23 protein-coding genes are annotated in these 25,806 nt (G+C 66.5%); 13 read left to right on the forward strand and 10 right to left on the reverse strand.

Features of this window, described 5'->3' with window-relative positions:
• Positions 1–49: 49 nt before the first annotated feature.
• Positions 50–2,650, forward strand: a complete 2,601-nt coding sequence (locus LQV16_RS11630; RefSeq protein ID WP_356815746.1) for an AMP-binding protein — start codon at positions 50–52, stop codon at positions 2,648–2,650.
• Here the strand turns inward: LQV16_RS11630 and LQV16_RS11635 are convergent.
• Positions 2,593–3,432, reverse strand: coding sequence for an alpha/beta hydrolase-fold protein (locus LQV16_RS11635; RefSeq protein WP_229994046.1), 840 nt, complete (start codon positions 3,430–3,432; stop codon positions 2,593–2,595). The genes LQV16_RS11630 and LQV16_RS11635 overlap by 58 nt on opposite strands.
• Positions 3,433–3,580: 148 nt before the next feature.
• Between LQV16_RS11635 and LQV16_RS11640 the strand changes: the two genes are divergently transcribed.
• Together LQV16_RS11640 and LQV16_RS11645 are read left to right on the forward strand one after the other, a co-directional pair.
• Positions 3,581–4,069 carry a hypothetical protein gene (locus LQV16_RS11640; RefSeq protein WP_229994047.1) on the forward strand — a complete coding sequence of 163 codons (489 nt, stop codon included), beginning with the start codon at positions 3,581–3,583 and terminating at the stop codon, positions 4,067–4,069.
• Positions 4,070–4,732: 663 nt separating this feature from the next.
• Positions 4,733–5,521: a GNAT family N-acetyltransferase gene (locus LQV16_RS11645; RefSeq protein ID WP_229994048.1), complete on the forward strand. Its 789-nt coding sequence runs from the start codon at positions 4,733–4,735 to the stop codon at positions 5,519–5,521.
• A gap of 68 nt (positions 5,522–5,589) precedes the next feature.
• Here LQV16_RS11645 and LQV16_RS11650 read toward each other — a convergent pair whose 3' ends face one another.
• Positions 5,590–7,032, reverse strand: coding sequence for an ATP-binding protein (locus tag LQV16_RS11650; protein WP_229994049.1), 1,443 nt, complete (start codon positions 7,030–7,032; stop codon positions 5,590–5,592).
• Positions 7,033–7,083: 51 nt separating this feature from the next.
• Positions 7,084–7,842, reverse strand: coding sequence for a VOC family protein (locus LQV16_RS11655; RefSeq protein WP_229994050.1), 759 nt, complete (start codon positions 7,840–7,842; stop codon positions 7,084–7,086).
• Positions 7,843–8,591: 749 nt separating this feature from the next.
• Between LQV16_RS11655 and LQV16_RS11660 the strand changes: the two genes are divergently transcribed.
• Both LQV16_RS11660 and LQV16_RS11665 read left to right on the forward strand, forming a co-directional pair.
• Positions 8,592–8,888 (forward strand): hypothetical protein, encoded by a 297-nt coding sequence (locus LQV16_RS11660; protein WP_229994051.1) that lies wholly within the window; start codon positions 8,592–8,594, stop codon positions 8,886–8,888.
• Between the two features lie 260 nt (positions 8,889–9,148).
• A complete protein-coding gene (locus LQV16_RS11665; protein ID WP_229994052.1) occupies positions 9,149–9,892 on the forward strand; it encodes a GAF and ANTAR domain-containing protein in 744 nt (247 codons plus the stop codon).
• A 24-nt stretch (positions 9,893–9,916) separates the two neighbouring features.
• Here LQV16_RS11665 and LQV16_RS11670 read toward each other — a convergent pair whose 3' ends face one another.
• The 4 genes from LQV16_RS11670 to LQV16_RS11685 all read right to left on the reverse strand — a co-directional run bounded on the left by LQV16_RS11670 (position 9,917) and on the right by LQV16_RS11685 (position 12,643).
• Positions 9,917–10,417 (reverse strand): DinB family protein, encoded by a 501-nt coding sequence (locus LQV16_RS11670; RefSeq protein WP_229994053.1) that lies wholly within the window; start codon positions 10,415–10,417, stop codon positions 9,917–9,919.
• A 102-nt stretch (positions 10,418–10,519) separates the two neighbouring features.
• A complete protein-coding gene (locus LQV16_RS11675; protein ID WP_229994054.1) occupies positions 10,520–11,179 on the reverse strand; it encodes an MBL fold metallo-hydrolase in 660 nt (219 codons plus the stop codon).
• Entirely contained in the window at positions 11,176–12,261 is a 1,086-nt protein-coding gene (locus LQV16_RS11680) for an S-(hydroxymethyl)mycothiol dehydrogenase (RefSeq protein WP_229994055.1), read from the reverse strand. The genes LQV16_RS11675 and LQV16_RS11680 overlap by 4 nt, the downstream gene beginning before the upstream one ends.
• 124 nt (positions 12,262–12,385) lie before the next feature.
• Positions 12,386–12,643, reverse strand: coding sequence for a mycoredoxin (locus LQV16_RS11685; protein ID WP_011692168.1), 258 nt, complete (start codon positions 12,641–12,643; stop codon positions 12,386–12,388).
• Positions 12,644–12,809: 166 nt separating this feature from the next.
• On the opposite strand from LQV16_RS11685, the gene LQV16_RS11690 reads away from it, so the two are divergent.
• Positions 12,810–13,556: an SOS response-associated peptidase gene (locus LQV16_RS11690; protein ID WP_290369364.1), complete on the forward strand. Its 747-nt coding sequence runs from the start codon at positions 12,810–12,812 to the stop codon at positions 13,554–13,556.
• 30 nt (positions 13,557–13,586) lie between these two features.
• On the opposite strand, the gene LQV16_RS11695 is transcribed toward LQV16_RS11690, so the two are convergent.
• Positions 13,587–14,009 carry a VOC family protein gene (locus tag LQV16_RS11695; RefSeq protein WP_229994056.1) on the reverse strand — a complete coding sequence of 141 codons (423 nt, stop codon included), beginning with the start codon at positions 14,007–14,009 and terminating at the stop codon, positions 13,587–13,589.
• Between the two features lie 14 nt (positions 14,010–14,023).
• Between LQV16_RS11695 and LQV16_RS11700 the strand changes: the two genes are divergently transcribed.
• A complete protein-coding gene (locus tag LQV16_RS11700; protein ID WP_229994057.1) occupies positions 14,024–14,350 on the forward strand; it encodes a chorismate mutase in 327 nt (108 codons plus the stop codon).
• 21 nt (positions 14,351–14,371) lie between these two features.
• Here LQV16_RS11700 and LQV16_RS11705 read toward each other — a convergent pair whose 3' ends face one another.
• Positions 14,372–14,758 carry a hypothetical protein gene (locus LQV16_RS11705; RefSeq protein WP_229994058.1) on the reverse strand — a complete coding sequence of 129 codons (387 nt, stop codon included), beginning with the start codon at positions 14,756–14,758 and terminating at the stop codon, positions 14,372–14,374.
• 202 nt (positions 14,759–14,960) lie between these two features.
• On the opposite strand from LQV16_RS11705, the gene LQV16_RS11710 reads away from it, so the two are divergent.
• The 6 genes from LQV16_RS11710 (at position 14,961) to pdxS (ending at position 23,406) form a co-directional block, all read left to right on the forward strand.
• Complete coding sequence (locus LQV16_RS11710) at positions 14,961–15,296, forward strand: DUF6504 family protein (protein WP_229994059.1); 336 nt, start codon at positions 14,961–14,963, stop codon at positions 15,294–15,296.
• The gene (gene dnaE, locus LQV16_RS11715; protein WP_229994060.1) at positions 15,293–18,793 is read left to right on the forward strand and encodes a DNA polymerase III subunit alpha; all 3,501 of its coding nucleotides are present in this window, start codon (positions 15,293–15,295) and stop codon (positions 18,791–18,793) included. Before LQV16_RS11710 ends, dnaE begins: the two co-directional genes overlap by 4 nt.
• Positions 18,794–18,973: 180 nt before the next feature.
• Positions 18,974–20,983 carry a threonine--tRNA ligase gene (gene thrS / locus LQV16_RS11720; protein ID WP_229994061.1) on the forward strand — a complete coding sequence of 670 codons (2,010 nt, stop codon included), beginning with the start codon at positions 18,974–18,976 and terminating at the stop codon, positions 20,981–20,983.
• An 18-nt stretch (positions 20,984–21,001) separates the two neighbouring features.
• Positions 21,002–21,640 (forward strand): HIT domain-containing protein, encoded by a 639-nt coding sequence (locus LQV16_RS11725; protein WP_229994062.1) that lies wholly within the window; start codon positions 21,002–21,004, stop codon positions 21,638–21,640.
• A complete protein-coding gene (pgsA, locus tag LQV16_RS11730) occupies positions 21,633–22,271 on the forward strand; it encodes a phosphatidylinositol phosphate synthase (RefSeq protein ID WP_229994063.1) in 639 nt (212 codons plus the stop codon). The genes LQV16_RS11725 and pgsA overlap by 8 nt, the downstream gene beginning before the upstream one ends.
• 208 nt (positions 22,272–22,479) lie before the next feature.
• Positions 22,480–23,406, forward strand: a complete 927-nt coding sequence (pdxS, locus tag LQV16_RS11735) for a pyridoxal 5'-phosphate synthase lyase subunit PdxS (protein WP_290369365.1) — start codon at positions 22,480–22,482, stop codon at positions 23,404–23,406.
• Positions 23,407–23,674: 268 nt separating this feature from the next.
• Here the strand turns inward: pdxS and LQV16_RS11740 are convergent, their stop codons facing one another.
• A complete protein-coding gene (locus tag LQV16_RS11740; RefSeq protein ID WP_229994064.1) occupies positions 23,675–25,687 on the reverse strand; it encodes a M3 family metallopeptidase in 2,013 nt (670 codons plus the stop codon).
• Between the last annotated feature and the right edge of the window lie 119 nt (positions 25,688–25,806).

Genomic DNA, 25,806 nt, shown 5'->3' on the forward strand with positions numbered 1-25,806 from the left:
TCATGCCCTAATTTGGCTTAGGCAAGCCTAATCTAATAACATCGTCCGGGTGACCACGCAGCAGCTTGATTTCATGCGGGTGCCCTTTGCCGCCGATCTTGCGAGCTACGGGGACAGCCCTGCCATCCTGACCGACACCCTGGCAATGACGTACCGGGAGCTGGCGGATTGCGTCGATGCCTTCGCCCTGCGCCTCGGCACCACGCGGCGCCTCGTGGCGCTTTCGGCAGCCAACGACGTCGATTCGCTGGTTGCCTACCTGGCGGCGCTCGTAGGCGGCCACCCCCTGATCCTGTTGCCCGAAGACAAACCGGCCGCCCTGGAATCCCTCGTTGCGGCCTACGACCCCGACGTCGTCGTCCGGGCCGGCAACGGCCAACTCCTGCTGGACGAGCGCCGGGCCGGTACACGGCACGAACTGCACCCGGACCTGGCACTCCTGCTCAGCACGTCCGGATCCACGGGCTCGCCTAAGCTCGTCCGCCTCTCCCATGCAAACCTGCAGTCCAACGCCGAGTCGATTTCCGAGTACCTGAAAATCGGCCCGGAGGACCGTGCCGCGACGACACTGCCCATGTCCTACTGTTACGGGTTGTCTGTGATCAACAGCCACCTGCTCCGCGGTGCCGGGCTGGTCCTGACCGACTTTTCCGTGGTTGATCCGTGCTTCTGGGAGCTCTTTCGACAGCGTGGGGCCACGTCCTTCGCGGCCGTTCCGTACACCTTTGAACTGCTGGAGCGAATCGGGTTCGAGGACATGGACCTGCCCAGCCTGGGCTACGTCACCCAGGCCGGGGGCCGAATGGCGCCGGAATCGGTGAGGAAATATGCGGAACTGGGCCGCCGAAACGGCTGGGACTTCTTCGTCATGTACGGCCAGACCGAGGCGACGGCCCGGATGGCGTACCTCCCTCCGGAACTGGCGGCGGAGGTCCCGGGCGCGGTGGGCATTCCGGTGCCGGGCGGTTCGTTCAGGATCGACCCGGTGCCGGGGTTGGAACACGGCGAGCTCGTCTACACCGGTCCCAACGTCATGCTCGGCTACGCCGAAAGCCCGGCGGATCTCGCCGCGGGCCGCGCCATTACCGAGCTCCGCACCGGCGACCTCGCCCGGCTACACCCGGCGGGCGTCTACGAAGTGGTGGGGCGGCGCAGCCGGTTCGTCAAGATCGTGGGACTTCGCGTTGACCTGGGGCAGGTGGAGCGGCTCCTGGCCGACCTCGGTGTGCAGGCTGCCAGTGCCGGAACGGACGACGGCGTCGTCGTCGCCGTGGAAGGCGACCACGACGCGCACCTGCTGGGCAAGGTCCTGGCACAGGGGATGGGGTTGCCGCGCGCGGCCCTCGAGGTGCACGCCGTCGAACATCTCCCGCGCCTGGCCACGGGCAAACTGGACTACCAGGCCGTCCTGGCCCTGTCCCGGCTTAAAGCCGTGGCAGCACCTGAGGCCGCGAGCGTTAGCGGCGCGCCGGACAGCGTCCGGAAGATCTTCGAGGACGCGCTGGAGTGCGCCGAGATCGGCGACGGCGACACCTTCGTCTCCCTGGGCGGGGACTCACTGTCCTACGTGGCCGCGTCGGTCCGCCTGGAACAAGCCCTGGGCCACCTCCCGCCGGACTGGCACGTGACTCCGGTCAGGGACTTGGAGCCGCGGCCGCGTACCGCACCGGTCCGGAAGCGTCGACGGTTCTTTGCGCCGGTCGAAACGAGCATCGTGCTGCGGGCCGTGGGGATCGTCCTGATCGTAAGCACACACGTCGGCCTGTTCAGTTGGCAGGGTGCCGCCCACGTACTCATGGCCGTGGCCGGCTACAACTTCGCCCGCTTCCAGCTCTCCGGGAAACGGGTGCCGCGGCTGAAGCGGCAGCTGGGCAGCGTGGCAAGAATCGTGGTGCCGAGCATGGCGTTCATCGCGGTGGCCTACCTGATCACCGACAACTACGCGCCCGCCAATATCCTGCTGCTCAACGCCATCCTGGGGCCGGAGGCGGTGACCACCCAGTGGCACTTCTGGTTCATCGAAATTCTTGTCTACCTGCTTGTGGGGGCGACGGCGCTGCTGGCCATTCCGTGGGCGGACCGCGCCGAGCGGCGCTTCCCTTTGCTCTTTCCGCTGGCGCTGACCGGCGCGGGGCTTTTGACCCGCTTTGAGCTGGTGAACCCCGGAGTGCCGCACACCGCTCCTGCACTGTGGCTCTTCGCGTTGGGTTGGGCCATTGCGCGGTCCCGGACCGTAGCCCAGCGTTGCATTGTCTCGGTCATTGCGGCACTGACCGTTCCGGGGTTCTTCGAGAACCCGGGCCGGGAGTGCACGCTCCTCGTCGGAATCCTGCTGCTCATCTGGCTGCCCAGCGTCCCGGTGCCCAAGGGCCTCCGCCGCCTCACGGTGGTGCTGGCCAGCGCCTCCCTCTACGCGTACCTGGTCCACTGGGTGGTCTATCCGCCGCTGGCCGGGATAAGCCCCGCGCTGGCCGTAGCAGTCTCACTCGCCGTGGGAGTAGCCTACTGGGCGCTCTGTATGCGCGTGATGGGCGCAGTCAGCCGACGGCGGGCACGCGCTGCCGGGCGCTCTTCGCGCGCTCGCCGCCGGCGTCAAGTCAGGTTCTTGCCCAGGAACGCGAGGACATCCGGGAGGATGGAGCGCCAGTAGCCGCCGTCGTGGCCGCCAGCCTGGAAGCCTCCCTCGTGTTCACCTGGAAGGTCCTTCACGTAGTCCTTGACGCTGAAGAGCAGGTTGTCCGCCGTGCCGCAGTCGATCCGTTTCGGCAGCGGCTCCAGCTCCGGCCGGAGGGCAAAGATGTCGTTGGCCGCAAAGTCCGCGGCGCTGTCGAAGTTGTCGGACCGGCCGGCGTCGTACAGGCTCCAGACGGCGGGGCTCATCGCGGCGACGGCGCGGAGCCCGGGGACGCGGTGCTGGGAGGCCAGGAGCAGGGCGCCGAAGCCGCCCATCGACAGGCCGAACACGGCGAGCCTGCCGGTGTCGGCGCCCCGGCCGGCCAGCAGGGGGAGGAATTCCTCCACCAGCATGGCCTGCGTGTCTGTTCCGGATTCCCGGCGATGCCACCACGATTCGCCTCCGTCGATGGCAGCGATCGCGAAAGGCGTCCCTCCCCGGGCCACATGCCGGGCCAGGACGCCGCCCGCGTCCAACTCGTCGAAGACCATGCGGTGGTCCGCGCCCGTTCCGTGCAGGAACAGGGCAACGGGCCAGGGGCCGGAGGGTCCGCCGCCGGTGGATCCGGGTACGGCCAGTGACCAGCCCGTGGGTTCCTGCGGCCGGAACCGTGAGGTGAAGCTGCCGCTGCGCATGGCGATGGGTGCGGCTGGCGGCTCCTGGCTGGACGCGCCCGGGCCGGCGCACCCCGCGACCGACGCCGCTGCCACGGCGCCGAGCCCCAGCAGGCTGCGTCGGGAAATTCCGGGTGATCCCATGGCCCGATCATAGGCCCGACCCGGCAGTGGGGGAGTTGTTGCCATGCGGGCGGCGGCTCAAATGGGTCATGGCACACTCCGGCAACAATTGCGGTACGAATTCGGGACAACAGTGGGGGTTTGCCGGTGTACCAGCGACACTGACGGCATGGCTTTTCACCTGAAGGACCGTGAAGGGCGCTCCGCGATCTGTGCCACGATTGGGGCACTGGTGCTGGTTGCCGCGACCTCGGGGTGCTCGTCCACCACGGGCGGGGCGCCGCCGTGTTTACCGCCCGCCTATTCGCTGACCCCGACGGAAGCCAAACCGGGGCAAAGCGTGACGGTGGCAGCGCCGGACGCCGACTGCAATCCCCGCTACGGCAAGAACGCACGAATCCAGGTGAGCGTCACCGACGCAACAGGGGCCGAAGTCGTCAACACCACCTCCGCCATGAACGACGCCGGTGGGTTCAGTTACACGTTTGTCGTACCCGCCCGGACCGCCGTGGGGGATGCCGCCGTAACCGCAGTGCCTTACAACATTGACTGGTGCGATGACACCGGCAGGAACAACCGCGTGGCGGGAGCACGAGACGTGCCCTTCGTGCGGGTGTCGTGTGTGGTGCCTGTGAAGCCCCTCGCCATCACCCGCTAAGGGACCGCCTCCGCGGAGGACACACCGGCTTGGTCCTATACTGGCGTTCAATTGCCGGCCTGACCACCGGGGCAGCAGGAACGCGGCAGGTAGCGTCGGGTTTACTGAGGGGGCTGGGCAGGATATGGGGCGTCGAGGAGAGATCGCTCTGGCGGTCGTAGCGGCAATCGTCGTAGGCGTTGCCGGCTTTTTCACGAATGTCCATTTTCAGAATGAAGCCAACATTAGACAGATGAAGGCAATCGCGGATCGGCTTCAGACTTCCCCCGGGTGGGAACCCATCGGAGGGACACAAGCACCCCTGGGTGGGGCGTTTTGCATCCCAATTGACGGACCATGCGCAATCTATGCATACAGGTGGGACACGCACAGGCCGTACCGCGCCGGTGATCTGGAGCGATACATCGATCAGGTTGGACTGACTCCCGACGAGTACAAACCGTGCCTCAGGGAACGAAGAATTAACGCAGGAGGCCTGATGTGCCGGGGCGTCGGGAGGATCGACGGCTGGGACGTACGGATCACCATTGACGACTATGGCCCGGCGTCCGACAGTTACACGACGCAGATCGTGGTTGAACGCTACGGCTACTGAAGGTCGACGCCGAGGCTCCTGAGGTGCCGTCTCCAGGTCCGAATCAGGACAATGTACCGTGGAGGCCGATGACTCTTTCTGAAGAACTTCTTACGGCGTACGACCAGCAACTGCGAACGGATGCCGAGACACCCAGTGCCATCGCCGTTGAGCGGCTGGGCCCGTTACGCCTGGTGACCTTCGCAGGCGGCCGAGGCTTCGTGACTTATCAGGACCTCGATGGGGCCAGTGCCCGGACGATCGCGCATTGGGTGGCCGAGGCGCTCGCGTTTTACCGCAGCGATCCGGCAATCGTGCGGGTTGAGTGGAAGACCCGTGGCCACGATCATGCACCCGGACTCCATGTCGCACTGCTGGAGAACGGTTTTGAGCCCGATGAGACCGAGTCGATCATGATCGGGCCGGCCAGAGCGTTGAATGTGGACGTGCAGCTGCCGCCCGGCATCAGCCTGCGGCGGGTGACCGAAGAACGGGACATTCGCGCCATGAGCGCAATGCAGGACGAGGTTTTCGGCACTAACGTCTCCGACGGCAATGCCGATGCAATCCTGCGTCGCGTGGCTCTGGACGACGGTATGGAACTGTGGGTCGCCGAACATGGTGGGGCGATTGTCAGTGCGGGCCGCCTCGAGCCGGTACCGGACACGGAATTCGCGGGCATCTGGGGCGGGGCAACGCGGGCAGAATGGCGCGGCCGGGGTATCTACCGGGCGCTCACCGCGGCCCGGGCTCGAGCCGCGCTAACGCTCGGTAAGAAACTCATCCACAGCGACTCAACAGAATATTCGCGACCGATTCTGGAACGCTATGGCTTGCACCGGGTGTCAACAACCACTCCGTACCGCTGGCGGCGCTGACGGCCCGCGCGCTGAAGATCTCCATCCTTAGCTGACCGGACGATTCGTCTCCAGATCCAGGCACTTTCCTAGCGCCCGGAATGAAAGGTTGCCGGCGGCCCGGGGAACGGTCCTCCATTGCCCTCGGTGTCGCCCTCGGCGCCGCTGCCGAGGAGGCTTCGGGTGAGGGCGGCGCCGTCGGCCATCAGGTCATCCACAGCCTTCCCCAGATGGTTGTCCGCGACCGGCATGTCTTCCAAGGCGCCGGCAACGACCGCCCGGCGGACGAGTTCGCGTGCGAACGAGGCGGTGGTGCCTTCGGTGCGGGCTGCGGCATCTTCAATCGCGTTCGGGCTGAAGGGAATGCCGCGGGCATACAGTTTGATCAGCGAGACCCGCTCCGCCTGGGCAGGGAGGGGAATTTCGACGGCCAGGTCCACACGCCCGGGACGCTGTGCCAGGGCGCGTTCGAGCATGTCCACGCGGTTGGTGGTGAGGATGAACGCGACGTCGGCGTCGCTGGCTAAACCGTCCATGGCGTCCAGCACCTCGAATAGCAGCGGTTGGGGTCCGTGCCCGAAGCTGCGGTCCTCGGCGATCAGATCGCAGTCCTCAAGAACGACGATGGAGGGCTGCAGCGCCCTGGCCATGGTGGCGGCTTCTGAGATCCTGGCGAGCGATCCTCCCGAGAGAAGGATTGCTGTGACACCGTCGCTCCGGCTCAACAAATACCGCACCGTGTGGGTCTTGCCGGTCCCAGGCCTGCCATAGAGCAGGACGCCGCGCTTGAGGTGCTGGCCGTACTTGTTCAGAGAGTCCCGGTGCTCCGCGATACCTAAGGTGTGGTCGGAGACTTTCTCCAGCAGGCCACCGGGCAGGATGACATCGGAGGCGGCAAGGGCCGGCCGGGCGTGAAAGGTCACCCCGGCGGCGCTAGGACCATACTCGCCCATCACCAACGAAATGACCTGCCCCTTGAGCACGCTGCGGTGTTGCATCCGCCGGCGGAACTCCGAGAGGAAGCGTGCGGCCTGATCTGTAGCGTCGGCCAAAACTTCAAGGGAAGCTGACTGACGGCCATACCGGGGGTTGGCGTCCCGCTGCAGCACCGCGATCGGGCTGCCTCCGTAGCTGAAGAGCCACAGTCCCAGGGCCACGGCCTGCCGCTGTTCGTCCGGACCGACAGCGAGGTTTGCGTAGTCCGGCTGGGACAGGGGGTATTGAGGAAATATCTGGGACTGCTGCAACATGTCGCTCAGCGAATTATGGTGCCTTTGGTCTCCGCCGCCGATCCCCACGAGCCGGAACTCCGGGTCCTCTGCAGCGAGCTCTTCCATGAGGATGTCTGCGTCCACGAACCGGTGCGGCGGAATCTCCTCAACCACCACAGCCACTGATTCTGCCTGGACCGCCAAATGCTCGGTGAGCGTGGTCAGCAGCTGGGTTCCCCGCTGAATCCGGTGCTGCCCGGACTGCGCAAGCTCCACCAGCCGCGCGAAATTGTCGATGAACTTCCCCAAATTTTCATCCATGGGCTGACCCTACCAGCGCCGCAATCGGTTGGCGCTGCTCTCCAGGAAGCGTCAGCCTGCGGGTGCACTGACCGCGATGGTGCCGCCCTGGGGGTCCCTGATCACGGCGCTGCGGAATCCCGGTGTGTCCATGGGTGCCATCAAAATGCCGCCACCCAGTGCTACGGCGTGCTCGGCGATGGCGTCCGCGTCGCGGACAGCGAAATTGACGCTCCAATGCGGCGGGACCGCGACGCCGTCCGTGGCCGTCACGACCGCCACGACTTGACCCGAGCGCAGCCACAGCGAGAAGGGAGCGTCCGGCACTGATTCCAGTACCCAGTCGAACATTTCGCCGTAGAACGCCTGGGCCCGACCGATATCTGTGGTGTGCAGCGAGCTCATGGCCCAGGTATTGGGCTCATTGGCCCGTTCGGCGCCGTCGTTCTCGCCGGCCTGCCGCAGGCAGAACGGAACGCCGGTGGCGTCGGCGAGCATAGCAATGCGGTTACCGGAGCCGGCCCCAAACTGTCCCAAGGGCTTGCCTCCCGCCTGCTCGGCACGAGCCAGGGCTTCCCCGATGTCGTCGACACGCACGTGGGTGATCCACCCCGGAGGCGATTGCGGCGGTGCCTGTCCGATGCCGGCCACCAGCCGCCCGCCCAGGCGCGCGGTGTAGTAGTCGCCATCGAAACCGGACGGCATCGGTGTTGGGTCGTCGAAACTCCAGCCGAAGAGCGGACCGTAAAAGTCTCGGGCCGCCCGCGGATCTGGCTGCAAAGTGTCGACCCAACACGGCGCACCGACTGAGGAGGTATTTCGCGCTGTCATTGAAGAAACCCTTTCGACCGGGCCACGTGGGGCGGGAATATTGTTTCCCATGCCCGCGCATTCGAGCAAGACCGCACTGGCGCCTACAGAGTTCCAGAACGGTGCCACAATCCCCACAGCGGAAATATGGCCTCGTTTATTGGCGGCCAGGGGCTGGGACCGAATCTGCTGGAACTCCATTCCCGCGCAGGAAATCGCCGTCACCCGCGAGACCCGGCTCCCCGTGCGGTACGCTCACAAAGATATTCTGGCTATTGGGGGGACCATGAATAAGGGAATGAAATCTGGAATTGCAGTCGTAGCGCTCAGACCAGGAAGTCCGGAGCATGATGACCGTTGAGCGAATGGTGAAGGCCGGCAAGACCATCCATGAGATCCAGCGCTACTACCCGGAGTACTCTCCGTCCACCAAGTAACGCTGTCGGCCCCACTTCGGACGCGATCCGCCGTGCATGAGTGCAAAGCGTTCGGGTACTCAAGATGGGGAACCACAGGCCTGCGTCGACGGAAAAGTCGCATGTGAATTGTTACTCTCTTTTCCTTTTGTGCGGCAAATGCAATTGCTATTCTGAATTTGGTCAGGCAGAGGCTGCTCACTTCGTTGCGGGGAGTTAATGTCTTATGCCGACCAGACTCGATGTCACCATCACAGCCGGCGCGGACTCTCTGGCGGTCGCCCTGAAGCCCCTCGGCTATCTGACCGTCCGCAGCGCCGCCGCCTCACCGGAGCCTGGTAGGGGCGGTGTCGCATGATCGGCACAGGGTCACAGAGGCGCCCCGGCAGCAGGATCTTTTACACGTTCCGGCACTGGCCGCAGGTGCCGACTGGCGACCTCCTGCAACTCCGGCAGGCGCTGGCGAGTAGCCAGGAGCCGGAAGACCAAGACGCCGCCTCCGAGCTCCTGCGGATCATCAACGCGGAACTGCGCGGGCGCGGCCGGCGCCGCGAGTGGCGTCTGGCCCTGATCGGCGCGCGGTCACGCCGCCGGCACGCGGGCAGGCGGTCCGGCAAACAGGACCAAAAGCCTGATCCTGGCCTCCCCTAGTCCAGCGCGGATGCGGCCCTGTGAAAACAAATCGGGGGTGGCCGCATCCGCGCTAAACGCACTCACAGTGCAATGCATTGCACTTGCTCGGCCGGCGCCTGACGGCGTGGACGGGCGGGCAGGTCGCCACCACGTAACGGGCGTGGTGCCCGGCCTCGGCGGCCGATGAAGCGGCCGATGAAGCCGGGCAATAAGACCCGTCCTCCCTCGGTGCCCGCATTGTACGATCATTTGGGGGCGTGCGGCCGGAAGGAGCCGGAGTGGAACTTGCAGGGCAGAGTTTTGTTGGCAGGACCGCGGAGCAGCTTCAGGACCTCGTGCTCTCAAGCGAGGATCTGGAAGAATTTTTGGGCGAACTGGCCCAGCACGCGGCCATTGGGCTATCCCACGCAGAGCGCGAAGTCATCGGCGCCGTAACTGTGGCGAGGCCTAAGAAACCCGCCGCGACCGGTGCCGGCAGCCAGAGGGCATTTGAACTTGAAGAGCTTCAGGCCGCGGCCGGCGAGGGCCCCGGCATCTCCGCGATGAGCGGAGCACACACCGTATATGTCAGGGACGTGACCCGAGAGGGCCGGTGGCCGGAATTCGGTCAAGCAGCTGCGGAGCGGGGCTATGTTGCCGTCCTGGCGGTCCCCATCGATCTGGACGGCGAATGCCGGGCTGCCCTGAGCTTCTACGCCACTCACCGTTCCGGATTTACGGACGGGCAAATCCTCACCGCGGAAAACGTTGCCCGGCAGTTCTGCCGGCCCCTGCGTCTGAGCCTGCGGATCGGCCGCCTCCAGGAAGCCCGCGACGACCTCGCATCCGCCATGAAGTCGCGTACGGTCATCGACATGGCAATCGGCGTGGTCATGGCCCAGAACCGGTGCCCCCCGGATGAGGCGTTCACATTGCTCCGCGAAGCCTCCAACGCCCGCAACACCAAGCTGCGCGAAGTCGCGGCATCGATCGTTGCTGCAATTGCCGGCACCACGGACATTCGTTCACGCTTCGATTTGTAGGGGACGCCCGAGCGGCCGGGGCCGTCAGGAACGGGCAGCGAGGATCTGCTCGCGCAGAATGTCCGCGTGGCCGCAATGCTGGGCCAGTTCCCTGAGCATGTGCAGGTAGACCCACCGCAGCGGCAGCGGACCGCGGCGGTTGCCGCTGACTATGTCGTCAAGGTCGAGGGAAGCGGCCCGGCGGCGTGAGTCCTCGCAGGCCTGGACGTAGGCGGCCCGGAGGCCCGCGATGGTGTCGTCCTCCTCGAGGGTGAACGATTCATCGGGCGTGGCCGGAATGCCGATTTCCTGCCGCGTCCTGCCCGTGATGGCCTCGTCAAACCAGACCTTTTCGACGAAGGTGGCGTGCTTGAGAAGCCCCAGGAGAGTGGTCCTTGACGGTACCAGCGATGCCCGGGCCTCCGGCTCTGAGAGCCCGTCGAGGCAGGCCTGAAGATCCGCACGGTGCTCATCGAGGAAGGCATCGAACTGGGTCCGCATGTCTGCGGTGAAGGTTGCCGGATCCATGCTGGGGTTTGGTCTCATGGCCCCACATCCTAGTACCAGGCGGCCGCGTTTCGGGGGACCCGGACCCGCCCGTGCGGTCCTGGTCCCCACGAATCCGACACAGGCGGACCGGGATCGCGGTCAGTGCCCCCGCGCGATCCATTCCTCAAGGTGCGGAGCTTCGGCGCCGATCGTCGTCGGATCCCCGTGCCCGGTCCGGACCATCGTGTCCGCCGGGAGCGGCAGGAGCCGGTTCCGGATGGAATCGATGATGGTAGGGAAGTCACTGAAGGATCGTCCGGTTGCTCCCGGGCCGCCCTTGAACAGCGTGTCCCCGCTGAACACCGTGTTTTCAAGCTCTGCGCCTTCCAACTCAATGCCTTCGCTTTCGAGGAGGAAACACACGGACCCCGGCGAATGCCCGGGGGTGTGAAGCGCCACCAGCCTCGCCCCTGCGACGTCGAAGGTGTCGCCGTCGGCAATGGCGTGGTCCGGCTCGGTGCCGGGGAACACCCGCTCCCACAGCATCCAGTCATCCCGGTTCAGGTACACGGGGGCGTTCACGAGCGCGCGGACCTCGCCCACGGCGCGGATGTGGTCGTCGTGGCCGTGCGTGAGCAGGATCGCCGTGACCTTCCTTCCCGCCACAGCGGCGGCGACGGCGGCGGGATCGTGGGCCGGGTCGATGATGACGCATTCGGCGTCATCCCCGAGGATCCAGACGTTGTTGTCAACCTCCCACGTGCCGCCGTCGAGCGAAAACGTCCCGGAGGTGACCAGCCGGTCGATCCGGACGCTCACAGCTCCACCACCGAGCGCAGCACCGCGCCGGCGTGCATCTTCGTGAAGGCTTCCTCGATCTGCTCGATCGTGATCCGTTCCGTCACGAAGGCGTCGAGGTCCAGCTTGCCCTGCCGGTAGAGGCTGATGAGCGTGGGGAAGTCGCGCGAGGGAAGGCAGTCGCCGTACCAGGAGGACTTCAGCGAGCCGCCGCGGCCGAAGACGTCCAGCAGCGGGAGTTCCAGCGTCATCTCGGGGCTCGGCACGCCCACCAGGACCACCGTGCCGGCGAGGTCCCGGGCGTAGAAGGCCTGCTTGTACGTTTCCGGGCGGCCGACGGCGTCGATCACCACATCGGCGCCGAATCCGCCGGTCAGTTCGCGGATTGCCTCCACGGGGTCGACGGCGGACGAATCCACCGTGTGGGTTGCGCCGAGCTCCGTGGCGCGCTGGAGCTTCTTGGCGTCGATGTCGACGGCGATCACGGTGGTGGCGCCGGCGAGCGCTGCGCCGGCGACGGCTGCCACGCCCACTCCGCCGCAGCCGATCACGGCGACTGAATCGCCGCGCTGGACGTTTCCGGTGTTGATCGCCGCGCCGATGCCTGCCATGACGCCGCAGCCGAGCAGGCCGACGGCGGCGGGATCGGCGTCGGGGTCCACCTTGGTGCACTGGCCGGCGGCCACGAGGGTCTTTTCGGCGAAGGCGCCGATGCCCAGCGCGGCCGTCAGCTCCGTGCCGTCCTCCAGGGTCATCTTCTGGGTGGCGTTGTGGGTGTTGAAGCAGTACTGCGGCTGACCTCGCCTGCAGGCACGGCACTCGCCGCAGACGGCCCGCCAGTTCAGCACCACGCGGTCACCGGGGGCGACCTCGGTGACGTCCGGTCCCACGGCACTGACAACGCCGGTGGCCTCGTGGCCGAGCAGGAACGGGAAGTCGTCGTTGATCGCGCCCTGTTTGTAGTGCAGATCGGTGTGGCAGACGCCGCAGGTCAGGATGTCCACGAGGGCCTCGCCGGGGCCGGGGTCCGGCACCAGGATCGTCTCCAGGGTGACGTCGGCATTCTTGGAACGGACTACTGCGGCCTTGACTTTATGGACCATGAAACAAGCTCCTCTGCTCTGAACGCGGATTTCTCGCACAACTTACTGGCACAACGGGCGGCGGCGCGGCCCTTTGGAGGCCGCGCCGTCGTGGGTTGGTGTTGTCCTTGGATACAGGAAGGGACTAGGCCGCGAGCCGGCTCTTGACCTCTGCTGCGGAGGGGTTCGTGGCGGCGGTGCCGTCCGGGAACAGCACCGTGGGGACGGTGCGGTTGCCTCCATTGAGCTGCTCGACGAGATCGGCGGTGCCTTCGACTTCCTCGATGTTGATCTCGGTGTACCCGATGCCCTGCGCGTCCAGCTGCTTCTTCAGCCGGTTGCAGTAGCCGCACCACGTGGTCGAAAACATGGTGATGGTGCCGGATTCGGGGGTGAAGTCCACGAAGTTCTCCTCAAGCTTGTGGTTGGGGCCGGCGAGTACGGCCGGGCGCCCACTGAAGTCATACGTCACTGCCAACAACCGTACCCCGCAGCCCGCTATTCCCGCAGGCACAGGGCGGAGCCAGGGTGCGGATGACATGGAATGGGCGCGGTGGCATGCTGGTGCCATGTGTGGACGCTACGTGATGGCCCGGGCCGTCGGAGACCTGCTGGCCGAATTCGACGCCGGGCTGGAGGACGAGATCGCGATTCCGCCGTCGTGGAACGTGGCCCCGACGGCGGATGTGCCGATCCTGCTCGAACGGCTGGTGGACGGAGAGCCGGTCCGCCAACTGCACATTGCGCGCTGGGGTCTGGTGCCCTCCTGGGCCAAGGATCCGGGAATCGGGTCCAAGATGATCAATGCCCGCAGCGAGACGGTGCTGGAGAAGCCCGCCTTCCGGAAAGCGACCCGCGCCCGTCGCTGTGCCGTGCCCGCGGACGGCTACTACGAGTGGAAGGGCGAGGGCCGCAGCAAGCAGCCCTACTACGTCCATCCCAAGGACGGGCACCCCATTGTCTTCGCGGGTCTATATGAATGGTGGAGGGACCCGTCCAAGGCAGAGGGCGACCCGGAGCGCTGGATGCTCTCGACCTCGATCATGACCACCGACTCCCCGCCGGAGGGCTACGCCGGGGGGATGCTGGCCGAGCTGACCGCGCTGCACGACAGGGTTCCGCTGCCCATGAACCGCGAGACCATGCAGACGTGGCTGGACCCGCAGGCCGATGACGCCGCCGGACTCGTGGACCTGGTCCGGGCCGGGGCGCACGACGTCGCGGAAGGCTGGACGATCGACGCCGTCGGCACCGCTGTCGGTAACGTCAAGAATGACTCACCGGAACTCATCCAGCCGGTGGGGGGCCTGTTCTAGCGGCGGCGCCCTCAGGTCCGGTACCAATAGTCAGAGCGTCACTGTGCCGCCGCCGTCGACCGCCCAGCCGGGGTTGAAGGCGATCTCCCAGCGGTAGCCGTCGGGATCGGCAAAGTAGCCGGTGTAGCCGCCCCAGGGCTGGGTCTTCGGTGCCGCGACGATGAGGGCTCCCGCGGACTCGGCTTCGGCCATCACCCAGTCGACTTCCGCCGTGCTGGCCAGGTTGTGGCTGAGGGTGATGCACGCAACGCCGGCAGGGGGATCCGTGGCCGCTTCGGACTGCATTTGGCCCGCGTCCCAGAGCGAGAGGATCAGTCCGTGGTTGACCTGGATGAAGAGCACCTCGCCGGGGACTTCCCGGTGGACCGGCCATCCCAGGCCATCGACGTAGAAGCGGCGTGAGGCGTCAACACTGCGGACACCCAGCGAAATTAAGTCGACTCGTGGCTGCATCTTTCGATACTGTCATGCACATGCCCACAAATCACGCAGACGACAAGACCGCCCAGGCCGACCGGGAACAGCTCGCCGCCGTGCGCGTGGCTGTTGACGAGGTGGACGAGCAGATCGTGTCCTTGATCGGGCGCCGCGAACGGCTGATCCGGATCGCCGGGACCCTCAAGGCGGACAGCGCGGAGGTCCGTGCGCCCGGGCGCGTGGAGCGGGTCATCGAACACGTCCGCGCCACGGCGGAACAGAAGGACATCGACGTCGAACTCGTCGAGAAGACCTACCGGGCGATGATCGACGCCTTCATCACCCTCGAGCTGGAAGTGTACAAGTCCACTTCATAGCAAGGGCTTGTTGGAACGTGCTTAGAGGGACTCTTCGACAGGCACGTTGGCCTGGTATTCCCGGCCGTCACAATCGCTGAAGGCGGTCATGAGGTGGCCCTTGGGCAGGCCCAGCACCGTCGCGATGGGGAAGTTTCCGGTGATGGTGTTCCCTGAGTGTTCCACGCCTGTGAGGTCGAAGTTCTCTTCCGTGCCGTCATGGTTGAAGAAGTAGAAGGAGACCGCCTCGCCGTTCATGAACTCAATTCCCAGTCTGCGTTGATGGGAATAGTCCGGCTCGGCCGCGAGCAGGCCCACAACGTAGGCGCCTTGCCCCGGGATATTTCCGTCTATATCGAAGGTCGCCACCAAGGTTGAATTCTTGGCGGCGACCTTTACGTGCTTCAGGAGTGCGATATGGGAGCTCATGGCTCAATCCTGCTACCTGTGCCATCGTCCGTCCACCCCCGATCTGGGTTTTGTCGCCTTTCCGACGTAGACTGAATTTATTCGAAGATATGTTCGAATAAATCAGAAACGCTAGAAGGCGGCATCTAGAAGGCGGCATCTAGAAGACGGAATCTAAGCGGGGACTGGGCCGGCTCCAGCCCGGACTGGGTCGGGAGGCAACGTGGGCATGTTCAGCGAGTCTGTGGATGTTCTCTGCACGCCCTCGGGCCAGCCCCTGCGCCTCGACTGGGCCGGCCGGCGCTACACGGTCTGCGCGGAACCCGTCCGCTGGTATGAACGCCGCCAATGGTGGGCGGAGGAAAGCCGGGCGCCGCTCGGGAGCGGCCCGGGCCTGGTGGATCACGAGATCTGGCGGGTCCAGGTGCGTGCCGCCGGGGACCACGCCGCGGCCTCCACCCTCACCCTTGACCTGACCCGGCATATCAGCAGCGGCCGGTGGCGGCTCCTGAGGATCCACGACGCCCTGCAGCCCCTCCGGAAGCCCGAAACAGCATGAACTTCACCCATTTGCATGTCTCCACCGCCTTCAGCGCCCACTATGGCGTCTCCTGGCCGGATGAACTGGCCGGCGCGGCCGCAGCCGACGGCGCCACCGCGCTGGCCTGCACGGACCGCGACGGGCTGTACGGCACCATCAAGCACCTGAAGGCGTGCATGGCAGCCGGGCTCGATGCGATCGTCGGGGTGGACCTTGCGGTCTTTGACGACGACGGTGACCTCCGCACGCAGGTCGGGGGACGCGTCGTTGTGCTGGCGCACGGCCACAACAACGGCGCCGGCTACCGGGCGTTGTGCCGGCTGATCTCCGACGCCCATGCCCGCACTACGGGGAAGGCGCAGGGAGCGGTGCCGGTGGCCGTCACCCGGGCGGAACTGGCCTCCCGCACCCTGCACCCGGAAACCCTCCAGCCGGTCCTGACAGTGCTGATCGGCCCGGACTCCGACGTCGGCCGGGCGATGGGCGGCCGGCGCTACCTGCGGCCCCGCACCCTGTTCAAACGCTGGCTGGACGCCATGCCCCCAGGGACCCTGGCCGCCGAGGTTGTGTCCCAGCTCAGCCCGCCAGGGGAACCGCTGAGCACCGCTCATGCGGTGCGCATGCTCAAGCTCGCCGCAGAGCACGGGGTGCCGGCCGTGCTGAGCAACGCCGTGCGTTATGTGGCAGAGGACGGCGCGGCCACCGCCGATGTGCTGGACTCGGCCCGGACGCTTAAATCCCTCCCCGAACTCTCCGCCGCCCCGCTGCTGCAGCCCAACGGGCAGGGCTGGCTCAAATCGGCGGCCCAGATGCTGCAGCTGGGCAAGGAGATCATCCACGCCGCCGGCTACGGCACGGCGGACCTCAAACGGCTCCTGGCCCAGACCGAGGCGCTCGCGGACCGCTGCCGCATGGATCCTGTGGCTGACATGGGCTGGAAACAGCCCGTGGTCCCGGAAGCATCCGTGATCGGGATCGACGGCGACGCGCTCGCCGAACTGACCCTGCGCTGCGAGGCCGGCATCGGCCGCCGCTTCCCTGGAATCTCCGGGCAGCGGGAACAGCAAATGCGGACCCGGCTGGGGCACGAGCTCCGGATCATCGACTCGCTGGGCTTCGCCTCCTACTTCCTGACCGTCGCAGAGGTCTCCCGGATGATCCTTGCCCTGGGCGTGAGGGCGGCCGCGCGCGGTTCGGGCGCCTCCAGCCTGGTCAACTACCTGATCGACATCAGCCAGGTGAACCCACTCCAGCACGACCTCATCTTTGAGCGCTTCCTCTCCCGCGACCGCGCCACGCTGCCCGACATCGACATCGACGTCGAGAGCGCCGAACGGCACAACGTCTACCGGAAGATCTTTGAGCGTTTCGGCGCCGAACGCGTCACGCTGATGAGCATGCAGAATGGCTACCGCGCTCGCGGTGCCGTGCGCGATGCCGGCCTGGCCCTGGGCATGGACGACGGCGAGGTCGGGGAAATCGCCAAGCAGCTGTGGCGGTTCTCGGCCCGGCACTTCCGCGAAGCCCTCGTGGAGAAACCCGAGCTGAAGGAATTCGCGGACCGGGTGGAGCAGCGCGGTTTCACCGAAAACCAGCAGCTGGACCTGCTGGTGGACCTCACGGAGCGGCTGGACCGGCTGCCACGCCACATCTCCATGCATCCGTGCGGCGTGATCCTCGGCGATGCCACCCTGCTGGACCGCACCCCCGTCCAGCCCAGCGGCCTGGGCCTGCCCATGAGCCAGTTCGACAAGCACGACATGGACCCCATGGGCATGCTCAAACTCGACGTCCTGGGTGTCCGGATGCAGAGCGCCATGGCCTTTGCGGTCCGGGAGGTGATCCGGCTGCACCCGACCAAGGCCGAGGTGGTGGCCGCCGGCGCGCATCCGGCCGGCCCGGACGGGACGGGTCCGGATTACATCGCCGAGGACGGGCGCATCGACCTCAACGCGGTCCCGCTCGATGACGAGCCAACCTTTGAACTGATCCGCAGCACCCACACCCTGGGCTGCTTCCAGATCGAATCCCCGGGCCAGCGCGAACTGATCGGGAAAATGGCCCCCCGGGAATTCAACGATCTCATCATTGACATCTCGCTGTTCCGCCCCGGCCCGATGAAATCTGACATGGTCCGGCCCTTCCTGGAGCACCGGCACGGGTTCGCCCCCGAGGTCTATCCGCATCCCGACCTCAAACCGGTCCTCAAGGAGACCCACGGGGTCACGGTTTTCCACGAACAAATCCTCAAGACCTTCGACGTCATGACCGGGTGCGGGCTGGCGCGCGCCGACGAGTTCCGCCGGGCGCTGGGCAATGAGGTGCTGGAAGCCAGGGTGGAGGAGTTCTTCCGGAAGGAGGCGCGGACCCGGAACTACAGTCCCGAGGTGGTGGACAAGGTCTGGGGCACGCTGAAGGCCTTTGGCAGCTTCGGGTTCTGCAAGGCCCACGGAGCCGCCTTCGCCGTGCCCACCTACCAGTCGGCCTGGCTCAAGGCGCACCACCCGGAGGCCTTCCTTGCCGGGCTCTGGGAACACGACCCCGGCATGTACCCCAAACGCCTGCTCGTGGCCGAGGCCCGCCGGCTGGGGATCCCCATCCTTCCCCTCGACATCAACCGGAGCCAGGCAGAGTACCGGGTGGAGCGGGTGGAATCCGGGCCGGACCGGGGCAGGCTGGGCATCCGGCTGAGCCTGAACGGCATCTTCGGGCTCTCCGGCGCCGAGCTGAAACGGATAGTGGCCGGCCAGCCCTACGACTCGCTGGCGGACCTGCGCGCCCGGTCGCGGCTGAGCAGGCCCAGCATCCAGCGCCTGGCCCAGCTTGGCGCCTTCGATTCGCTGCACCGGGCGTCCGGGGGAGCCGCCAACCGGGCGGACCTGGTCCAGCACCTGCAGAAGCTCCAGGCCCGCCCCCTGCGGAAGGGCGTGGAGGTCATTGAGGGCCAGCTGGCGTTGCCGCTGGGGGATGTGGAACTGAGGAACCTGTTGGCTGTGCTGCCCGCGCCCAGCATGGTGGACAACGTCCGGGCGGAACTGGACCTGATGGCCGTGGACGTCAGCGAGCACCTCATGACCAGCCACCGCCCGCTGCTGGACCGGCTCGGCGTCATAACAGCGGACAAGCTGCTGGGACTGCGCAACGGCACTGAGGTGCTGGTTGCCGGGGTCCGTGTGGCCACCCAGACCCCGCCCATGCGGGGTGGCCGGCGGGTGGTGTTCATCAGCATCGACGACGGCACGGGCTGCGTGGATTCGGTCTTCTTCCACGAAGCGCAGGAGCAGTCCGGATCCTTGCTGTTCGGCACCCGCCTGCTGCTGATCCGCGGCACCACCCGCCGGACCGGGCCGCGGGGGATCAGCATCAGCGCCAGCATGGCCTGGGACCTCAGCCGCCCGGAGTCCCTGCCGTTCCCGGAATCCGTTGCCGGCGCCACCGGCCAGCACGAGCCTTACCTGTCCGGCCCCCTGGACGGGATCGGCAGGAACCTCGCCATCACCGGGCTGGGGGGCTGACCGCCCATCGGTGCGGCCGCCGCGGGGCTGAGGCGCGGCTGCGGCCGGGCTGCGGCTGCTCTAGGGTGACTGCGCCGGCGCGTTGGTTGGCCTCTGGAGAAACCGATAGCATGGACGAGGCTGGCTGTGGTCCCCGTACGCCACAAGCTACGAAGCCTTAACTTTGAATAGGAGACACCCGTGTCAGATGCCCAGCAGATCACCCTTCTCGTCGACGGCGAAGAGACCAAGGTGACTACCGGGACCACCGGCGCGGAACTCTTCTTTGAGCGCCGCGACGTCGTTGTGGCCCGCGTTAACGGCGAGTTGAAGGACCTGGACCAGCCCCTTCCCGAGGACGCCGCCGTCGAGGCCGTCACCATTGATTCCCCGGACGGGCTCAACGTCCTGCGCCACTCCACCGCCCACGTCATGGCCCAGGCCGTGCAGCAGCTGCGCCCGGACGCGAAGCTCGGCATCGGCCCCTACATCACGGACGGCTTCTACTTCGACTTCGACGTCGCGGAACCGTTCACCCCGGAAGACCTCCGCCAGCTCGAAAAGATGATGCAGAAGATCATCAACCAGAACCAGAAGTTCGTGCGCCGCGTGGTGTCCGAGGACGAGGCCCGCGAGGCGATGAAGGACGAGCCCTACAAGCTCGAACTGCTGGGCAAGAAGAATGACGCCGCCGAGGCCGGCGAGGGCGTCAACGTGGAGGTCGGCGCCGGCGACATCACCATCTACGACAACGTGGACCGCAAGAGCGGGGACAGCATCTGGTGCGATCTGTGCCGCGGCCCGCACCTGCCGAACACCAAGCTGATCTCCAACGCCTTCGCCCTGACCCGGTCCTCGGCCGCCTACTGGCTGGGCGACCAGAACAACCAGCAGCTGCAGCGCATCTACGGCACCGCCTGGCCCACCAAGGACGCCCTCAAGGCCTACCAGGAGCGCATTGCCGAGGCCGAGCGCCGCGACCATCGCAAACTCGGCGCGGAGCTGGACCTGTTCTCCTTCCCGGACGAGCTCGGCTCAGGCCTGCCGGTCTTCCACCCCAAGGGCGGCATCATCCGTAAGGCCATGGAGGACTACTCCCGCCAGCGCCATGTGGATGCGGGCTACGATTTCGTCTACACCCCGCACATCACCAAGGGCCACCTCTACGAGGTCTCAGGCCACCTGGACTGGTACAAGGAGGGCATGTTCCCGGCGATGCACATCGACGCGGAGCTGAACGAGGACGGCACGGTGCGCAAACCCGGCCAGGACTACTACCTCAAGCCGATGAACTGCCCCATGCACAACCTGATCTTCCGGTCCCGCGGACGCTCCTACCGCGAACTTCCGCTGCGGCTCTTCGAGTTCGGCTCGGTCTACCGCTACGAGAAGTCCGGCGTGGTGCACGGTCTGACCCGGGTCCGGGGCATGACCCAGGACGACGCCCACATCTACTGCACCCGCGAGCAGATGAAGGACGAGCTGACCACCACGCTGAACTTCGTCCTCGGCCTGCTCAAGGACTACGGCCTGGACGACTTCTACCTTGAGCTCTCCACCAAGAACGAAGACAAGTTCGTGGGCGACGACGCCACATGGGAGGAAGCCACCCGCACCCTCGCCGAGGTGGCCGAAGCCTCCGGGCTTGAGCTCATCCCGGATCCGGGCGGAGCCGCGTTCTACGGCCCCAAGATTTCCGTCCAGACCAAGGACGCGCTCGGCCGCACCTGGCAGATGTCCACCATCCAGCTGGACTTCAACCTGCCTGAACGCTTCGAGCTCGAGTTCCAGGCCGCGGACGGCACCCGGCAGCGGCCCGTGATGATCCACCGCGCCTTGTTCGGCTCAGTGGAGCGCTTCATGGGCGTTCTGACCGAACACTACGCCGGTGCCTTCCCCGCCTGGCTGGCGCCCGTGCAGGTGGTGGGCATCCCGGTGGCGGAGGCTTTCAACGACTACATGTTCGACGTCGTGGACCAGCTCAAGGCGGCCGGCATCCGCGCCGAGGTGGACATCTCCTCGGACCGTTTCCCGAAGAAGATCCGCACCGCCAGCAAGGACAAGATCCCGTTCGTGCTGATCGCCGGCGGAGACGACGCTGACGCGGGAGCCGTGTCCTTCCGCTTCCGTGACGGCAGCCAGGACAACGGCGTGCCCGTGGCCGAGGCCGTCCAGCGGATCGTCGACGCTGTCCGAAACCGGACCAGCTAGGCAGACGGAAGGCAGCGCGTGCAGGAAACCACAGGGGCCGGGCCGGAGTATCCGGGCGACCACGCCGTGACGGACGACTTCGGCCTCGCCGGGGTCCCGGACGCTTTCCAGCGCCTGTGGACCCCGCACCGGATGGCGTACATCAAGGGCGGCCAGCAGCAGTTCAAGAACCCGGACGACTGTCCGTTCTGCGTCGCACCCGAGCGGGGCGACGAGGACTCCCTGATCGTGTACCGGGGAAGGACCAGCTATGTGGTGCTGAACCTCTTCCCGTACAACCCGGGCCACCTGCTGGTCTGCCCCTACCGGCACATCCCCGACTACACGGATCTCACGGCCGAGGAAACGGCGGAATTCGCCGAGCTGACCCAGACGGCCATGCGGGTGCTCCGCAAAGTCGCCAACCCCTCCGGTTTCAATCTGGGCATGAACCAGGGCGTCACCGGCGGGGCGGGCATCGCCGGCCACCTGCACCAGCACGTGGTGCCGCGCTGGGGCGGGGACGGAAATTTTTTCCCCATCATTGCCCAGACGAAGGCGATCACGCAGACCCTCGGGGAGGTTCGCCAGCAGGTGGCCGACGCGTGGCCGCAGGAAATGCCAATTCAGCAGGAAATGCCAGCGCAGCAGGAAACAGCTGGGGAGAAGGATGCTTAACAGGCACGCCCGGGGTTTCTTCACCGCCCTGTTTTCCCCTGTCGCCCGCTGGCTGCTGCGGATCGGCGTGTCTCCGGACGCCGTGACGGTGGTCGGCACGCTCGGAGTGGTGATCGGCGCCCTCGTGTTCTACCCGCTCGGGCAGCTCTTGTGGGGGACCGTGTTCATCACGGCGTTCATCTTCTCCGACGTCATTGACGGCATCATGGCCCGGATGCAGCATCGCGGTGGCCGGTGGGGCAACTTCCTGGACTCCACCCTGGACCGCGTGGCCGACGGCGCCCTCTTCGCAGGCCTCGCCGTCTGGTTCTTCACCGGCGGTGCCAACCCGCCGATCGCCATTGCCGCCATCGTCTGCCTTGTGCTCGGCATGGTGGTCTCTTACGCGCGCGCCAAGGCGGAAGCCCTGGGTTTTCACGCCAACGTCGGCATCGCCGAACGCGCGGAGCGCCTTGTGTCCGTGCTGGTGGTCACGGGACTCACGGGCCTGGGCCTGCCCGTCGTCGTGCTGTTCGTGACGCTGTGCCTCCTCGCGGCGGCGAGCCTGGTGACGGTGATCCAGCGGATCGTGACAGTCCACCGCCAGTCGCTGGAGGAACCCGAAGGTACCGCGACGGAACGGTCCGCCTGACGACGCCCCACGGCGCCCCGGCGGACTGGCCGAATCCCCGGCCCGGCGCGTGATTCGAGTGCTGTGACTCGAATTCTGCCGGGCCCCGGCCGGGGGATAGTATTAGCTTTACCGGCCAATGGATCCGGTAATCCGGTGTGTGCGAGACACGGCATTTACGTGCCGTCCGCGCCCCGGCGAGGTCATCTATCTACCCATAGGGGTTTTTGTGTCTACACCTGATGTAAGCAGCGAAGCCGGCGCGTCCGCGAAGAACGTCACGGGCAGCAGCCGCGTCAAGCGCGGCATGGCTGAGATGCTCAAGGGCGGCGTCATCATGGACGTCGTCAACGCCGAGCAGGCCCGCATCGCCGAAGACGCCGGTGCCGTGGCCGTGATGGCGCTGGAACGCGTTCCGGCCGATATCCGCGCCCAGGGCGGCGTGTCCCGCATGTCCGATCCCGACATGATCGACAAGATCATCGCGGCTGTGTCCGTGCCGGTCATGGCCAAGGCCCGGATCGGGCACTTCGTCGAGGCGCAGGTCCTGCAGTCCCTCGGCGTGGACTACATTGACGAGTCCGAGGTCCTGACCCCGGCCGACTACACCAACCACATCGACAAGTGGAACTTCACCGTTCCGTTCGTCTGCGGTGCCACCAACCTCGGTGAGGCGCTGCGCCGCATCAACGAGGGCGCGGCGATGATCCGGTCCAAGGGTGAGGCCGGCACCGGGGACGTCTCCAACGCCACCACGCACATGCGCCAGATCCGCGCCGAGATCAAGAAGCTCGCCGGCATGGCCGAGGACGAGCTCTACGTCGCGGCAAAGGAGCTGCAGGCACCGTACGAACTGGTCAAGGAAGTTGCCGCGACCGGCAAGCTCCCGGTGGTGCTGTTCACCGCCGGCGGCATCGCCACCCCGGCCGACGCCGCGATGATGATGCAGCTCGGCGCCGACGGCGTGTTCGTCGGCTCCGGCATCTTCAAGTCTGGCAACCCGGCCCAGCGTGCCGCCGCCGTCGTGAAGGCCACCACCTTCTTCGATGACCCGGACGAGATCGCCAAGGCCTCCCGTGGCCTGGGCGAGGCCATGGTCGGCATCAACGTCGACGAGATCCCGCAGCCGCACCGCCTCGCCGAGCGCGGCTGGTAGTTCGCGCCTTTGGGGGCGCCGGACGGCGCTGATCCTCTGCGTGCTATTCCCCGCGCCCTGTTGGCAGCTGAGCAGCTGCTCGGGGCGCGGGGCCCCTTTTACGCACGCTGCCGGATCACACCGCCCTTCGCCTTGCGCTCCTGATTGAACGACAGGCGGCGAGTCACCTTTCCTGGTGACTCGCCGCCGTCGTCGTTTCCCCGTCGATTGCTCCGTAACTGCCCTTATCAGGCTCTTAAAGGGCGCCTACGGAGCAATCGATGAAGGATTAGTCGAGGCCGCGGCGTTTCAGCAGTGGCCCAAGATCCGCGTCCCGGCCGCGGAAAGCGCGGAATGACTCCAGCGGGTCCCGGCTGTTGCCGCGGGAAAGCAGTTCGTCCCGGAAGAAATTGCCGTTGGCGCGGCTGAGTCCGCCGTTTTCCTTGAACCATTCCACGGTGTCGGCGTCCAGGACTTCGCTCCAGATGTAGGAGTAGTAGCCGGCGGCGTACCAGCCGCCGGCGAAGATGTGCTGGAAGTAGCCTGTCCGGTAGCGCGGCGGGATCAGGCTGTGGGCGATGCCCGCCGCGGCCAGTGCCTTCGCTTCGAACTCGACGACGTCCTCCGGGACATCGGAGCCGTCCAGGACGTGCCACGCCAGGTCCAGCAGGGCCGCGCCGAGGTATTCCGTGGTGGCGAAGCCTTCGCCCCAGAGTTGCGCGGCGTTGAGCTTGTCCACGGTTTCCTGCGGCAGGGCCTCGCCGGTCGCGTGGTGCCGGGCGTAGTTGGCCAGGACCTCGGGCCACATGATCCACATTTCGTTGACCTGCGACGGGTATTCCACGAAGTCCCGCGGCACGTTGGTACCGGAGAACCGGGGATACGTGACGGCGGAAAACAAGCCGTGCAGGGCATGGCCGAACTCGTGGAAGGTGGTGCGGAGTTCATCCAGCGTCAGCAGGGTGGGCTCGCCGGCCGGCGGCTTGGAGATGTTGAGGTTGTTGATCACCACAGGACGGGTGTTCAGCAGCCCGGACTGCTCCACGAGGGAATTCATCCACGCACCCCCGCGCTTCGTTTCGCGCGTGTAGTAGTCGCCCAGGAACAGGCCCAGGTCCGTGCCGTCGGAATTCTTCACTTCCCAGACGCGCACGTCCGGGTGGTAGCCGGCGAGGTCGGCGCGTTCATGGAAGGTGACACCGTACAGGGCGTTCGCCGCGAAGAACACACCGTCGTTCAAAACCCGGTCCAGCTCGAAGTAGGGCCGCAGGGCCTGCTCGTCCACGGCATACCGCTCACGCTTGACCTTGGCCGAGTAATACGCCCAGTCCCAGGCCTCGAGGGGGTGACCGGAGGCCTCGGCAAGCGCGTCGGCCTCGGCGTCGGCGTTGCGGATGGCGGCGGGGGCCAGCCGGCTCATCATGTCCTGAACGGCCTGGAAGTCCGGTGCCGTCTGCCGGTCCACACTCAGCTCGGCAAAGTTCGCGAACCCCAGCAGGCCCGCCTTCTCGGCGCGGAGCCGGACCATGTCCTTGACCAGATCGAGCACATCGAAGCTGCCGCCGCCGCTGCCGCGGCCGATCGAGGCCTCGTAGAGCCGCCGGCGGACCTCCCGGTTAGCCAGGGCGGCCATGGCGGGTTGGTTGCTTGGCTGGATCAGGGTCAGCAGGAACTTGCCCTCGTGCCCGGCGGTCCTGGCGGCCTCGGCGGCGCTGGCAATGTCGTCGGCGGGCAGGCCGATGAGGTCGGCGGCGTCGTCCAGCAGCAGGGCGGCGGACTTCATGCCTTCCTTGACGCGCTGCCCGAACTCGGTGCCGAGCCGGGCAAGCTCGGCGTTGACGTCCTTGAGGCGCTCCTGGCCGGCGTCGTCAAGCTGGATGCCGGAGGCCCGGAACTCCTTAAGGTATTCCTCTACCAGCCGGGCGGACTCCCCGTCCAGGACGTCAGTGTCCAGCGCCGCGAAGCGTTCGTAGAGCCCACGGTTGAGGTAGACGGCGTCCTGATGGGCGGAGAAGAGCGGGGAGAGACGGGTCTCGAGGTCGCGGATGGCGTCCGAGGCGTCCGCGGAAACCAGGGTGAAGAACGAGGCGGCCGCCCGTTCCAGAAGCCGGCCGGAGCGTTCCATGGCCAAGGCGGTGTTCTCGAAGGACGGGGCCGCCGGGTCGGACACGATGGCCTGGATTTCGGTAAGGTGCTCGGCCAGGCCTGCCTCAACGGCCTCGGCGAAGTGCGCGTCTTCGATGTCCGAGAACGGCGGCAGGCCGTAGGGCAGTGTGCTGGGGCTCAGGAGGGGATTGGTCATGAAGTGACTCTTTCATGCAGCACGCGGGTTCTCAACGATCGCCTCCGTGTGTTGTGATTCCGCCCAACGTAGGATGACCGGCATGAAGACCAGGACAGCAACGCCGCACGGTGCGATGT

It is taken from the genome of Arthrobacter sp. Bi26, from assembly GCF_918697925.1.
GTDB lineage: Bacteria > Actinomycetota > Actinomycetes > Actinomycetales > Micrococcaceae > Arthrobacter.

What these genes read in the sequence shown, in the direction of transcription:
- LQV16_RS11635 (WP_229994046.1), bottom strand. Translation starts at nt 3,432, where the DNA reads ATGGGATCACCCGGAATTTCCCGACGCAGCCTGCTGGGGCTCGGCGCC.
- LQV16_RS11640 (WP_229994047.1), top strand. Translation starts at nt 3,581, where the DNA reads ATGGCTTTTCACCTGAAGGACCGTGAAGGGCGCTCCGCGATCTGTGCC.
- LQV16_RS11645 (WP_229994048.1), top strand. Translation starts at nt 4,733, where the DNA reads ATGACTCTTTCTGAAGAACTTCTTACGGCGTACGACCAGCAACTGCGA.
- LQV16_RS11650 (WP_229994049.1), bottom strand. Translation starts at nt 7,032, where the DNA reads ATGGATGAAAATTTGGGGAAGTTCATCGACAATTTCGCGCGGCTGGTG.
- LQV16_RS11655 (WP_229994050.1), bottom strand. Translation starts at nt 7,842, where the DNA reads ATGACAGCGCGAAATACCTCCTCAGTCGGTGCGCCGTGTTGGGTCGAC.
- LQV16_RS11660 (WP_229994051.1), top strand. Translation starts at nt 8,592, where the DNA reads ATGATCGGCACAGGGTCACAGAGGCGCCCCGGCAGCAGGATCTTTTAC.
- LQV16_RS11670 (WP_229994053.1), bottom strand. Translation starts at nt 10,417, where the DNA reads ATGAGACCAAACCCCAGCATGGATCCGGCAACCTTCACCGCAGACATG.
- LQV16_RS11680 (WP_229994055.1), bottom strand. Translation starts at nt 12,261, where the DNA reads ATGGTCCATAAAGTCAAGGCCGCAGTAGTCCGTTCCAAGAATGCCGAC.
- LQV16_RS11690 (WP_290369364.1), top strand. Translation starts at nt 12,810, where the DNA reads ATGTGTGGACGCTACGTGATGGCCCGGGCCGTCGGAGACCTGCTGGCC.
- LQV16_RS11695 (WP_229994056.1), bottom strand. Translation starts at nt 14,009, where the DNA reads ATGCAGCCACGAGTCGACTTAATTTCGCTGGGTGTCCGCAGTGTTGAC.
- LQV16_RS11700 (WP_229994057.1), top strand. Translation starts at nt 14,024, where the DNA reads ATGCACATGCCCACAAATCACGCAGACGACAAGACCGCCCAGGCCGAC.
- LQV16_RS11705 (WP_229994058.1), bottom strand. Translation starts at nt 14,758, where the DNA reads ATGAGCTCCCATATCGCACTCCTGAAGCACGTAAAGGTCGCCGCCAAG.
- dnaE (WP_229994060.1), top strand. Translation starts at nt 15,293, where the DNA reads ATGAACTTCACCCATTTGCATGTCTCCACCGCCTTCAGCGCCCACTAT.
- pgsA (WP_229994063.1), top strand. Translation starts at nt 21,633, where the DNA reads ATGCTTAACAGGCACGCCCGGGGTTTCTTCACCGCCCTGTTTTCCCCT.
- LQV16_RS11740 (WP_229994064.1), bottom strand. Translation starts at nt 25,687, where the DNA reads ATGACCAATCCCCTCCTGAGCCCCAGCACACTGCCCTACGGCCTGCCG.